This is a genomic window from Paenibacillus sp. FSL H7-0690 (genome assembly GCF_037980415.1).
GTDB lineage: Bacteria > Bacillota > Bacilli > Paenibacillales > Paenibacillaceae > Paenibacillus_AQ > Paenibacillus_AQ odorifer.
Genome location: NZ_CP150281.1, coordinates 4,845,584 through 4,858,031 on the forward strand (window position 1 = coordinate 4,845,584; position 12,448 = coordinate 4,858,031).

General features: G+C 47.4%; 13 protein-coding genes. 3 read left to right on the plus strand and 10 right to left on the minus strand.

The features are described 5' to 3' along the window. Positions 1-70 precede the first annotated feature (70 nt). From spoIIM to MHI32_RS21425, 3 genes are all read right to left on the minus strand, one after another. Positions 71-721, minus strand: coding sequence for a stage II sporulation protein M (gene spoIIM, locus MHI32_RS21415; protein ID WP_036676050.1), 651 nt, complete (start codon positions 719-721; stop codon positions 71-73). Positions 722-803: 82 nt separating this feature from the next. After that, a complete protein-coding gene (locus MHI32_RS21420) occupies positions 804-2,003 on the minus strand; it encodes an endonuclease Q family protein (protein WP_340010787.1) in 1,200 nt (399 codons plus the stop codon). Continuing rightward, positions 1,994-2,566: an NUDIX hydrolase gene (locus tag MHI32_RS21425; RefSeq protein WP_036676048.1), complete on the minus strand. Its 573-nt coding sequence runs from the start codon at positions 2,564-2,566 to the stop codon at positions 1,994-1,996. Before MHI32_RS21425 ends, MHI32_RS21420 begins: the two co-directional genes overlap by 10 nt. A 77-nt stretch (positions 2,567-2,643) precedes the next feature. On the opposite strand from MHI32_RS21425, the gene MHI32_RS21430 reads away from it, so the two are divergent. Continuing rightward, the gene (locus MHI32_RS21430) at positions 2,644-2,817 is read left to right on the plus strand and encodes a hypothetical protein (RefSeq protein WP_162636775.1); all 174 of its coding nucleotides are present in this window, start codon (positions 2,644-2,646) and stop codon (positions 2,815-2,817) included. 159 nt (positions 2,818-2,976) lie between these two features. On the opposite strand, the gene MHI32_RS21435 is transcribed toward MHI32_RS21430, so the two are convergent. Further along, a complete protein-coding gene (locus MHI32_RS21435; protein WP_340010789.1) occupies positions 2,977-3,177 on the minus strand; it encodes a hypothetical protein in 201 nt (66 codons plus the stop codon). A gap of 1,471 nt (positions 3,178-4,648) precedes the next feature. Further along, positions 4,649-5,776 carry a tripeptidase T gene (locus MHI32_RS21440; protein WP_076129490.1) on the minus strand — a complete coding sequence of 376 codons (1,128 nt, stop codon included), beginning with the start codon at positions 5,774-5,776 and terminating at the stop codon, positions 4,649-4,651. A 94-nt stretch (positions 5,777-5,870) separates the two neighbouring features. Between MHI32_RS21440 and prli42 the strand changes: the two genes are divergently transcribed. Continuing rightward, positions 5,871-5,972: a stressosome-associated protein Prli42 gene (gene prli42 / locus MHI32_RS21445; RefSeq protein WP_094872112.1), complete on the plus strand. Its 102-nt coding sequence runs from the start codon at positions 5,871-5,873 to the stop codon at positions 5,970-5,972. 70 nt (positions 5,973-6,042) lie between these two features. Here the strand turns inward: prli42 and lipB are convergent, their stop codons facing one another. The 5 genes from lipB to lpdA form a co-directional block, all read right to left on the minus strand. Continuing rightward, positions 6,043-6,762, minus strand: coding sequence for a lipoyl(octanoyl) transferase LipB (gene lipB, locus MHI32_RS21450; protein WP_312149838.1), 720 nt, complete (start codon positions 6,760-6,762; stop codon positions 6,043-6,045). A gap of 55 nt (positions 6,763-6,817) precedes the next feature. Then, on the minus strand, positions 6,818-8,188 hold the full coding sequence (locus MHI32_RS21455; protein WP_076184130.1) for a dihydrolipoamide acetyltransferase family protein: 1,371 nt from the start codon (positions 8,186-8,188) through the stop codon (positions 6,818-6,820). Between the two features lie 145 nt (positions 8,189-8,333). Then, positions 8,334-9,320 carry an alpha-ketoacid dehydrogenase subunit beta gene (locus MHI32_RS21460; RefSeq protein WP_036676034.1) on the minus strand — a complete coding sequence of 329 codons (987 nt, stop codon included), beginning with the start codon at positions 9,318-9,320 and terminating at the stop codon, positions 8,334-8,336. 3 nt (positions 9,321-9,323) lie between these two features. Beyond that, on the minus strand, positions 9,324-10,355 hold the full coding sequence (locus MHI32_RS21465; protein WP_036676031.1) for a thiamine pyrophosphate-dependent dehydrogenase E1 component subunit alpha: 1,032 nt from the start codon (positions 10,353-10,355) through the stop codon (positions 9,324-9,326). Between the two features lie 141 nt (positions 10,356-10,496). After that, positions 10,497-11,918 (minus strand): dihydrolipoyl dehydrogenase, encoded by a 1,422-nt coding sequence (lpdA, locus tag MHI32_RS21470; RefSeq protein WP_076219293.1) that lies wholly within the window; start codon positions 11,916-11,918, stop codon positions 10,497-10,499. Between the two features lie 167 nt (positions 11,919-12,085). On the opposite strand from lpdA, the gene MHI32_RS21475 reads away from it, so the two are divergent. Next, the gene (locus MHI32_RS21475; RefSeq protein WP_076129486.1) at positions 12,086-12,391 is read left to right on the plus strand and encodes a DUF2627 domain-containing protein; all 306 of its coding nucleotides are present in this window, start codon (positions 12,086-12,088) and stop codon (positions 12,389-12,391) included. Positions 12,392-12,448 lie beyond the last annotated feature (57 nt).

Here is a 12,448-nt window from a genome sequence, read left to right on the forward strand (position 1 = left end):
TAATTACCGCACCGGTCTTCAAACCACTTCTTCCATTATAGGGGGTGTCGCTTTCAGAAGTCAAACGCTTTTACTGCACAGTCAAGGTCGTCACCGCTTGTACAAGTGAAGGCGTGACCCAACGCATCATGGTTGGTGTAACCCAGGTCTCAAAACATGAAATACCCAGGATCAAAAGCGCCATCACAAATGACAATATAGTGTACATGGTAAAAGGACGAGTCACTGGCGTCCGGCGCTGTCCCATCACCCGGCTGCGGATCATCTGCAAGGAAAAAGCTATCGCAGCTGCACTGCTAACCAGCAACACAGGGATCAGCACCAGATTATGTGGAGCCACAGAGACTAACGCGAACAACATCCCATGCCAAGAATATTGACTGACCAGACAGCCAACCGTAAAACCGATCAGTACCCCTTTTAAAAAATCAAGAATCAAAATTCCCGGCAGCCCAATGACCGACAACCCAAGAATCCAGATCAGTCCGATCCATTTCAGATTCAAGGCCGCTATACTCCAGTACGAATCAGGTGCGGCTGGCAGACCTTGCTGATCAACCGTAACAAAGAAATTCCCCAGATAATCCCCCAGCTCCTGCTGCTGATCCATCGTAAGCGCACTAACGATAAGAGCTCCAAACACAACACCTACCAGAAATAATACGCCGACAAAAATATACAGAGGCGTCTGTTCCTTCATCATCAGCCGTAAATTACGCATTTGGGACGTTCCCCTTTCCGGTTACATGTTACACCATATGAGAAAACGTCCCGCGATATGACTTGTCCTTCAGGTAATGCCTCTACTTTCTGGGCTGTACCACTTTACCGTACGTCCCGCCACCGCCTGCTGATAGCTCCAAAATTCCTGAGCGGGCCTGGACGATCATCGACGCCAAATCCGCACCTACAACGCTGGCAATCTCCGCTTCACCACAACCATGTAAAATGTTCATCTCAGTTCCAAACGCTTGCAGTAACGCGTTCATCTTCGCCTTCCCTAACCCCGGGATAAATTCAAGCGGAACCTGATAATGATAGGATGGGCGGTCAGCAGGTACCAGCGGCGTCTTGCGGTCTGCAATATCTAGGATCCGGTCAAATACACCTCTAACCAGCTTAAGACTGCCGCAATACTGGCAACGATCCGAGTTGACATAAGCCTCATCAATAATACTTCCACAGCCCCCGCAATAGCTCCGGTGGTATTTGCCAAGCCGCGGATTAAGTCCGAAATTAGCACTTACCTTCCGCCCATCTTTACGTTCCAGTGCAAGCCGTAGTTCAGCGAACGAAGGCTGTGCCAGCTCCATCACATTATACTCACGCCCTAACTTACCCAGTGAATGCGCATCTGAGTTGGTTAGAAACGTGAAATCATCCAGTTCAGAGAGATATCCAGCCATTTCGGAATCTGCACTCAGCCCAAGTTCAACCGCAGCTATGCGTTCCAGATCAAAGATGTCCGCCATACGCTCGGCAGCACAGCCGTACAAGCCCTTGTGAGGCGTGAAAATATGTGCAGGGATAAGAATGCCTCCCCGCCCGTAAATCTCATCCTGAAGCTCCCTAGCCGGAGCATACAGGCGCTGGGAACTTAGATTCACGTTCCGCATATAGCGGCTCATCCACGCACTAAAGTCAGTCATGCGTTCCACGTCCGGCATGTAAGCGAGCACATGGCACTCTTTTCGCCCAGGCTCGCGGATTTCAATCTCTGTTCCCAGAATGATCGTAGTCCCTCGGTAAGCAATGCCTCCACCTTCAGCTAATGTCATCTCTCCAGATTCCAAAGACCGCTGAATATCCCGCAGGACGCCAGGTGAATGACTATCTATAATACCGATCATTTCTAGTCCTTTGCGCTCTGCAGCTTCTTTGGCAATGCCCGCAAAGGTAAGCTCGCGGCTGCCGCTAATTTTGACAGCCTGACCTTCCGACGTTCGCCCAATATGAACATGCAAATCGCAATAGAAACTCTTCAGTTCAGTTGTTAATTCCATTGGCCTGTCAGCGTGTATAGATGCCAAGCGTACACTGCCATCATCGTTTTTGCATCCGCGATGCGCCCGTCAGCCATATATTGATACGCTTCCTCCAGGGTAAGCTCCGAAACCTCTAGAAATTCATCCTCGTCCAGTGACATGTCCCCTGGTTGAGCGTTAGTAGTCACATACAAATGAATAATCTCATCGGCGAAGCCGGGAGAAGTATAGAAAGATTTAAGCAATTTCAGATCTCCACTGTGAAATCCAGTCTCTTCCTGAAGTTCACGACCAGCCGCAACTAATGGATCTTCACCTTTATCCAGCTTCCCAGCAGGAATTTCCACCTCAGTGCGTTGCATGGGCTGACGGTATTGCTCTACAACAAGCATTTTATTGTTATTTAAAGCAAGCACCGCTACAGCGCCGGGATGCTTCACAACTTCACGTGTCGCAGTATTTCCATCAGGCAGTCTCACTGTGTCCACCTGCAAAGATATAATCTTCCCATCAAAAACAGGCTGTGTAGACAATGTCACTTCATCAAGCTCGGGTTTGCTGTGCAAATGTTGTTCTCCCATAAAGTTTCTGGTCTCCTTTTTCTCTATTGTGCATACGGTGTATTATAGCAAACTTAAAGGGAAAGAAGGAATTTCAGATGAATGAAATCTTCAGCCGTACAAGCTCATCCGCAGTTATGATGGTAGGTAAGCCGGAGGAAATAAAGGCCATCTTGGCTGGATGGATCCAGCAGTATGGGCGCGATATGCCCTTGGCATACATTCTTTCCCTGCACGATCAATCCGCAATCCTTCCGTCCAAGGCAGGATGAATTCATCCTCTCCTTTGGGACTTAGCCATACATGTTCACACAACTATAGGGGTGTCTCAAAAGCCATGAAATGGCTGCTGGGGCACCCCAGTCTTTTTGCGTCGCCCCGATTAGGGGGAATTGCGCTTAGGCCGCTGGTATTGGGCACAGGTTGATTGATTAAGCAACTAATGGGCTTACGATGCTGGCATGTGACACAACTTGTTGGTCGCTCACGATGCTGGCGTCAGACACAACTTGTTGGTCGCTCACGATGCTGGCGTCAGACACAACTTGTTGATCGCTCACGATGCTGGCGTCAGACACAACTTGTTGATCGCTCACGATGCTGGCGTCAGACACAACTTGTTGATCGCTCACGATGCTGATATCTAGCACAAGTTGTTTGATTAGGTTGCTATTGCGCCTACCTTTGTACGCTATCGGACTCAGTTGCCCTTAAACACACCTTTTCCCCACTTTTACGATGCTATCGGACCCCAGTGACGCTATCGGCACGAAAAACACACTTTATGCTCCTCTTCTTATGGAATAGCTGCGCTCGTGTCCGATACTCTGCTCAAATGGCGATAATTTGGCTTTTAGCGTCATCTGGGTCCTTTCGCCTCAACAGAGGGGGCGGACTTGGCGCTGTCGCTCTCTGCCCATTGGAAGTGACTCGCGCTTTTGGACTCAGTTGCCCTTAAACACACCTTTTCCCCACTTTTACGATGCTATCGGACCCCAGTGATGCTATCAGCAAGAAAAACACACTATATGCTACTCTTCTTATGGAATAACTGCGCTCGTGTCCGAAACTCCTCTCAATGGCGATTATTTTGCTTTTAGCGTCATCTGGGTCCTTTCGCCTCAAGAGAGGGGGCGGACTTGGTGCTGTCGCTCTCTGCCCATTGGAAGTGACTCGCGCTTTCGGACTCAGTTGACCTTAAACACACCTTTTCCCCACTTTTGCTATGCTATCGGACCCCAGTGACGCTATCAGCACGAAAAACACACTATATGCTCCTCTTATTAAGGAATAGCTGCGCTCGTGTCCGAAACTCTGCTCAATTGGCGATAATTTTGCTTTTAGCGTCATCTGGGTCCTTTCGCCTCAAGAGAGGGGGCGGACTTGGCGCTATCGGTTGTGTCTCTGTGCTATGTGATGTGTCTCAGTACTATCGAATGTGACTCGTTGCTGACTCTGCGCTGTGTAATGTGTCTCTGTGTTATCGAATGTGACTCTTTGCTGTGTGTGACTCGCGCTATCGGACACAGCTGCACTTAAACACACCTTTTCCCCACTTTTGCTATGCTATCGGACCCCAGTGACGCTATCGGCACGAAAAACACACTATATGCTCCTCTTATTAAGGAATAGCTGCGCTCGTGTCCGAAACTCTGCTCAATTGGCGATAATTTTGCTTTTAGCGTCATCTGGGTCCTTTCGCCTCAAAAGAGGGGGCGGACTTGGCGCTATCGGACACAGTTGCACTTAAACCCACCTTTTCCGCACTTTTGCTTTGCTATCGGACCCCATTGCAGCTATCAGCACAAAAAACACACTATATGCTCCTCTTCTTATGGAATAGCTGCGCTGGTGTCCGAAACTCTGCTCAAATGGCGATAATTTTGCTTATAGCGTCATCTGGGTCCTTTCGCCTCAAGAGAGGGGTGGCATCCGGGAATTCTGAAAATCTCTACTTCGAGACTCGCCAAAAGCGGCATTAGAGGTCGCATGACTTTTTTGGGATTACCCTAAATATAGCTGCACTAAACTCCCCATAAAAAAAATACAGAGCAGCAATCCTCCGTTACGGTAGAATCGCTGCTCTGCTGTTTTATAAGGTGGTTAGCCCTTTACGCTCTCTTTTACAATATTCACAACGAGTTCAGCCACTTTAACGATATCTTCGGCTTTAATCCGTTCCTTGGTAGTATGGATATGTTCATAACCCACTGCAAGGTTAACAGTCGGAACATCTAGACCGTTGAACACGTTAGCGTCACTACCTCCGCCAGAGTGGAACAGACGTGGAGTAAGCCCCATAGAAGTAATGGCCCGCTGTGCAAGCTGCACTACCGGATCATGTTCATTAAAGCTAAAAGCAGGGTAGATGATTTCACTGCGGAATTCGCATTCTGCGCCGTATTCCCGCACAGTTGTCTCGAGTGCTTCGCGCATCGAAGCGATTTGATCGCCAACCTTCTCCTGCACAATACTGCGTGCTTCTGCATCCAGCTGGACGTGATCGCACACTACATTCGTTGGGCCGCCGCCAGCGAACTTTCCAATATTCGCTGTGGTTTCGTTATCAATACGACCCAGCTTCATGGCTGCAATCGCTTTGCTAGCGACTTGAATTGCGCTGATGCCGTCCTCTGGGTTCACGCCAGCATGAGCCGATTTCCCAAAGATTTGCATCGTGATTTTAGCCTGTGTCGGTGCTGCCACCGCAATCGCTCCAACTTCACCATTGGAATCAAGCGCAAAGCCGAAGTCTGCATCCAAGTTGCTTGGATCCATCGAACGTGCGCCCAGCAATCCAGATTCTTCACCCGCTGTAATCACGAATTGAATCTGACCATGCGGAAGCTTTTGCTCTTGGATCACGCGAATGGCTTCGAACAATGCCGCAAGCCCTGCTTTGTCATCAGCTCCAAGAATCGTAGTGCCATCACTTGTAATCCATCCATCTGAACCAAGTGTAGGCTTGATATTTTGTCCGGGAACAACCGTATCCATATGGCAAGTGAACAGAAGCTTTGGAGCAGCTCCTCCATTCTCAGCTGGCCAGGTAATGAATAGATTACCTGCTCCATGTCCGGTTCTTTCCTGGGAATCGTCTTCGAGCACTTCTAAACCCAGTTCGTTAAACTTACTCTTAAGAACATCAGCAATCTGCCGTTCATTTCTTGTTTCACTATCAACTTGGACAAGTTCCATAAACTCCTGAATCAATCGGTCTTGTGAAATCACTGGACTTCCCTCTCTTTCGTGAATACGGTACAATGGTTGTACGGCATTACCATCTTCATGTTAATAACTTAAACTAAATCTAAAGGAGTTACCCATGCAACGTAATAAATGGTTCAAGATCTTCATCTACGTCATGTTGTTTGCCATGATTGCCTCTACGCTCTTTATGGTTATCGAGCCGTTCCTTGCAGGTTAAACATTGCTCAGGAAGCATTAATAATAGCGGCTAGGAACACCTTGCCGCTATTTGGCCTGCACGTTTGTTCTTAATCAGCCTTTGCCATATCACAGAAAGTATCCATCAACTCTTTATATGGAAAATGTTTCAAGAAATATGGAACCAGCTCTCTAGCCACCTCTTGAAGCTCAAATCGACGACCTGCACATTCCTCTAGAGAAGTTATCCCAAAATCGGTGATCCCGCATGGAATAATCCCTTGAAACCCGCGCGCCGCAATCCCCTCAGAAATGTTAAAAGCAAAACCATGACTGGTAATAAAACCTCTTCTAAATTTACTCTTATTAAACTTCACACCAATAGCACAGATCTTCTCATCGCCAACCCATACTCCGGTGTACTCCGGTTTACGATCTCCGGCAATACCGTAGGATGCCAAATAATCAATAATAACAGCCTCCAGACTGCGCAAGTACCCATGCAAATCCACTTTGCCATCTTCTCCGAGCTTAAGGATCGGATAACCTACAAGCTGACCGGGTCCGTGATATGTAATATCTCCTCCGCGATCGATTTCAAACAGCGCGATTCCTTTTTCTTCGAGCTGCTTTTGATCCAAGAGAAGATGTTCAGGATGATTTTGTGAACCAATAGTATAGGTAGGCGGATGCTGCAAAAGAATAAGTCTCTCCGGCTGCTCGCCAGAATCAATGGCATGCACACTTTCTTTTTGCAGCTCCCAGGCCGTCCCATACTCCATAATAGGGTCATATGAAATCTGCAGCTTACGAATATCCGAATTATTCATACCGTCAGGTCCCCTTTTTCAGTCTCATGCCTGCACAGTTTGGCTCGTTATTATTTTAGTAAAGTTTCGTATCCGGGGTATATCCTTCAATATTATCCTTGACGCGTTGCAAGAAACGACCACAAATGACTCCGTCCAGAATCCGATGATCGAGCGACAGACAAATATTAGCCATTGATCGCACACCTATCATATCGTTAATGACCACAGGTCTTTTTACAATCGATTCAAATGTTAAAATCGCTGCCTGTGGATAGTTAATGATTGGATAAGAAAGAATGGAGCCAAACGAGCCTGTATTATTTACAGTGAAAGTCCCTCCCTGCAAATCTTCCAGGCTCAGTTTGCCTTCGCGTGTTTTTTGTGCCAATTCATCAATCTCACGAGCCAACCCAGCGACATTTTTCTGATCAGCCTTCTTAATCACTGGAGTGATAACCGAATCTTCTGTACCTACCGCTAACGAGATATTGATATCACGTTTGACAATAATTTTGTCTACAGCCCAGACAGAGTTCATAATCGGGTAATCCTTAATCGCACTCACAACAGCCTTCATCATGAAAGCCAGATAGGTTAGATTGATACCTTCTTTACGCTTGAACTCATCCTTATGTTTATTGCGCAGTGCGACCAGATTAGTCACGTCTACCTCAATCATTGTCCAAGCATGCGGAATCTCAGAGACACTTTGACGCATTCTTGTAGCAATTGTATTCCGGATTGGCGTTACATCAATCAGGTATTCAGAACTGCTGCCTCTGCCACCCTCAACTTCAATTGTTGGAATACGAGGAGATTCGCTCAAGTGTAGACCCGAATGGCGAAGTGGCTCTTCTGCCTTCTTCTCTTGGGCTTGAACGAACTGTGGAGCAGGCGGTTGTGACGCCATTGGGGCAGGCTGGCTAGCAGAAATCGAAGCAGCAGATCTAGCTCCGCCGCTTTCGAGGAAGGTCAGCACATCCTTACGGGTAATCCGACCACCCATACCAGTACCAGCAACTAAAGTCAGATCGATGTTATGTTCAGCAGCCAAAGTCTGTACCGCAGGAGAATAGCGTGCACGCATCATATCGCCAGCAGTTGAAGTCGCACTTTGTCCTGCAGCATTATTAGAGGAATTAGCTGCAACTGTGTTAGTGTTAGTCACGTTTGCAGCAGCAGATGCAGTCACAGGCACGGCTATACGACAAATGACTTCGCCGACATTGACAACCTGGCCTTCTTCCGCCAATAGTTCACCCATAACTCCATCTATCGTTGAAGGTAATTCAGCATTTACTTTATCTGTAATAAGCTCACATATTGGTTCGTATTGCTCTACCGGATCGCCCGGTTTCTTCAGCCATTTGCCGATCGTCGCCGATACTAGCGATTCCGCCAGCTGCGGCATGATCACGTCAGTCAACTTTTGGTTGTCAGACATCTTTTCACTCCTTAAAAGTTTTACGAAGCATTGACTCTTAGAAAGACTACATAGTAAAACTTGCTTCGTAAGCATATTCTTAAAGTTTTACGAAGCTTCGTCAGCATCACCTGAGTTTTAGGAAGCTTCGCATCTACTCAACAAATTAATATTGTGCCAGCCGGAGCATTTCCGCCTTCACTTTTTCTTTACTTAGCATGAAAAACTTCTCCATTGGCGGGCTGATTGGCATCGCCGGAACATCGGGACCACAAAGACGGAAGATTGGTGCATCCAGCTCGAACAGACAATGCTCAGCGATAATGGCCGCCACTTCGCCGCCAATTCCGCCTGTTTTATTATCTTCATGCACAATCAATACCTTACCGGTCTGACGGGCAGCAGCAATAATCGCATCACGATCCAGCGGTTGCAAGGTACGCAGATCAAGAATATGTGCTGTAATTCCTTCCTCGCGTTCCAATTCTTCCGCAGCCTGCATAGCAAAATGCAGCGGGAGACTGTAGCCAATCACCGTAATATCCGTTCCCTCACGCAGCAGATTAGCTTCGCCAATTGGAACGGTGTAATCCCCTTCCGGTACTTCTTCCTTGATCAGCTTGTAACACTTTTTGTTCTCAAAGAAAAGCACCGGATCAGGATCACGTACGGCTGCTTTCAACAATCCTTTAGCATCATAAGCGGAGTAAGGCGCTACAATCTTCAATCCAGGTGTTCCAAAGAAAATCGATTCTGGACACTGTGAATGATACAAACCGCCGAACACCCCGCCACCAATAGGGGCACGAATGACAACCGGGCAACTCCAATCGTTATTTGAACGATAGCGGATTTTAGCCGCTTCACTGATAATTTGATTCGTCGCCGGAAGCATAAAGTCGGAGTATTGCATTTCAGCAATTGGTTTCATTCCGTACATAGCTGCTCCGATGGCTACGCCAGCAATCGCTGATTCAGCGAGGGGTGTATCCATAACCCGCTCTTCGCCAAACTGTTCCTGTAGACCTTTAGTTGTGGTAAATACGCCGCCTTTGAGACCAACGTCCTCACCAAGCACGAACACGGAATCATCGCGCTCCATTTCTTCCTTCATCGCGAGCCTGATGGCATCGATATATTCCATTATAGCCATGGTTTATGCCCCTCCTTTGAGGTCGGAATCACTGTATACATGCAGCAGTGTGTCTTCCGGTTTCGGGAACGGAGCATTATCGGCATACTCGATAGCCGCTTTAAGCTCAAGATTGCATTCAGCAGCAAGATCTTGTTCTTGCTCGTCACTCCACAATCCCAGACCGATCAAGTAATTACGGAATCCTGCTACACCGTCCTTCTTCCAGTTCTCATCAACCTCTTCTTTGGTCCGGTAAGCCAGATCATTATCTGAGGTGGAGTGTGGAGACAAACGGTACATCATCGCTTCAATCAGCGTAGGACCTTCACCCGCGAGGGCTCTTTCCCGCGCTTCCTTAACGACACGATAAACCTCAAGCGGATCGTTTCCGTCTACACGCACACCAGGAAATCCATAACCCAGTGCACGGTCGCTAACCTTGCCGCCTAACTGTTTATGAACAGGAACAGAGATTGCGTACTGATTGTTCTGGCACATGATAATAACCGGCAGCTTATTCACTCCGGCAAAGTTACAAGCTTCATGAAAATCCCCCTGATTGCTGGAACCTTCACCGAAGGTTACAAAGGAGACGAATTTCTTCTTCTGCATTTTGGCCGCCAGAGCAAAGCCAACCGCATGAGGGACCTGCGTGGTTACAGGGCTTGACCCTGTCACAATACGCAGACGTTTACTGCCAAAGTGACCCGGCATTTGCCGCCCACCACTGTTTGGATCTTCTGCCTTAGCGAATACGGACAACATAAGTTCGCGTGTAGTCATACCCACTGAGAGCACGAAAGCATAATCGCGGTAATAAGGTAAAAAATAATCATTTTGCCGGTCCAGCGCGAACGCCGCCGCCACCTGACCCGCCTCCTGGCCTATACCGGAGACATGAAAGTTGATCTTGCCAGCGCGCTGTAGCAGCAGACTGCGCTCATCGTATTTACGAGCGAGCGACATATATCTGTACATATCGATGACCTGGCCGTCACTAAGTCCAAGCTGCTTATGTCTGTTAATCGTTTCTACAGTACCTTGGGATTCCATAAAGAGATACCTCCTTATTCATAAAGCCTGAAGTCTTACAGGAATTAAGACCAATTGTGCCCTGATCTTAAAACCTGGTACTAAGACTTGACTTGAGTATATTATAATCCCTTTCTACCCAAAAAGAAAAGCTAAGAAAAACTAAAATCCAATAGATCTTCCATCCACAGCTAACATTGCTTCTCCGATAATCTCCGAAAGGGTAGGGTGAGCATGTATAGCTTCACCAATCTCCCAAGGTGTTGCATCCAGAAGCTGTGCCAAGGCCGCTTCTCCAATTAGATCCGTCACATGAGGACCAATCATCTGCACACCAAGAATATCTCCACTGCTACGATCCGCTACAACTTTGACAAATCCGTCCTTCTGGCCATATACAATTGCCTTACCAATGGCCGAGAATGGGAACTTGCCAATCACTACATCATGTCCAAGCTCTTTAGCTTCCTTCTCGGTGTAACCCACACTTGCTACCTCAGGCCGAGTATAGACACAACGTGGTACTAAATGTGTATGATAAGGATGTAGCTTCTCACCAGATAGATGGTTAACCGCCATTATCCCTTCATGACTGGCTGCATGAGCCAATTGAAGCCCACCGATGCAGTCGCCAATGGCATAAATATGCGGCTCTGCCGTCTGCATACTAGCGTTTACAGCAATAATCCCTTTGTCAAAGCGAATGTCTGTGTTTTCCAGACCAATATTCTCGATGTTGGCCACTCTGCCTACGGATACAAGCAATTTTTCTGCCGTTAGGCTTTGACTTTGCTCTCCCTTACGGGCCTCGATCGAAATTCCGTCCTCCGTTACCTGGCAGGTTGCAGCATCCACTGTAGTTTCAGTCAGTACCTTAACCCCACGCTTTTTCAACAAACGTTGCAGTTCCTTAGCTATCTCTTCATCCTCTTGAGGCAGTAGCTGACCTGCCGCTTCAACCACAGTCACCTGCACTCCAAAATCAGCCAGCATTGAAGCCCATTCGACCCCAATTACACCACCGCCCACAATGATGATAGAGGATGGCAGCTCTTCGAGCATGAGCGCTTCATCACTGCTAAGAATCACTTTCCCGTCTGGTTCGAGACCAGGCAATACTCGTGGGCGTGAGCCCGTAGCGATAATAAGATGGCTGGAAACTACTGTTTCCATCTCCCCATCTTCCAGTTCCACAGCTACAGCACCGCTGCGCGGAGAAAAAATAGAAGGACCCGTTACGCGCCCTTTACCTTTGACAACTTGTATTTTATTTTTGCGCATCAAATATTGTACGCCTTGATGAAGTTGCTCAACTACAGCTTCTTTGCGTTTCTGTACCTTTGGGAATACCAGCTGTACACCGCTTGTCTCAATGCCATAGCTCTCGCTCTCATTGATTTCAGCATATACCTCTGCACTACGGAGCAGCGATTTACTAGGAATGCAGCCCCGATGCAGACAGGTTCCTCCCAGTTTGTCCATTTCGATGACGACAACGGACTTTCCAAGCTGTGCAGCGCGAATAGCCGCCACATACCCTCCAGTACCTCCGCCAAGTATGGCCACGTCACATGAAATTGTCATGATATGTATCCTCCAGTCATTACACGTAAGTTCATTTTACTTAGTATATTGTACTCTCTTTTTGCTCTATTACAAAACTTATAAACGTCATATGCAAATGGACTTTTTCTTGCTAAAGCGTTATCATATGGGTGAATCTAAAGGGCTAAGAGGGGTAGGAGACACTTATGAAACTGTTAATTTCACGCTTCATCGCCATCCTTATTCTTGTGTTTCCGGGCTTAATAGCAATGAAGGGCTTCCTCATGATGAAGGATGATATTTTTGATTACATATCCATGCATGGTGATGATTCTGTAGTGCCCCACTTTGCTTGGCTGCATTTCGGTGGTGGATTGCTGCTCTTCGCAGCTGGCATGACTTTCCTTGGTGGCTGGATTCTGGCTAGGGACCGTAAGAAGAATTACGTAGGTCCAAGGTTCAAGGAGAAGCAAAAGGCGAAACAAGCCGGAACGCAGGAAACGATCTCTTAAGAGGCTATGCTAAACTTAGGATCAGCTTTTTCATCTCATCATTTATTCACCTGATCA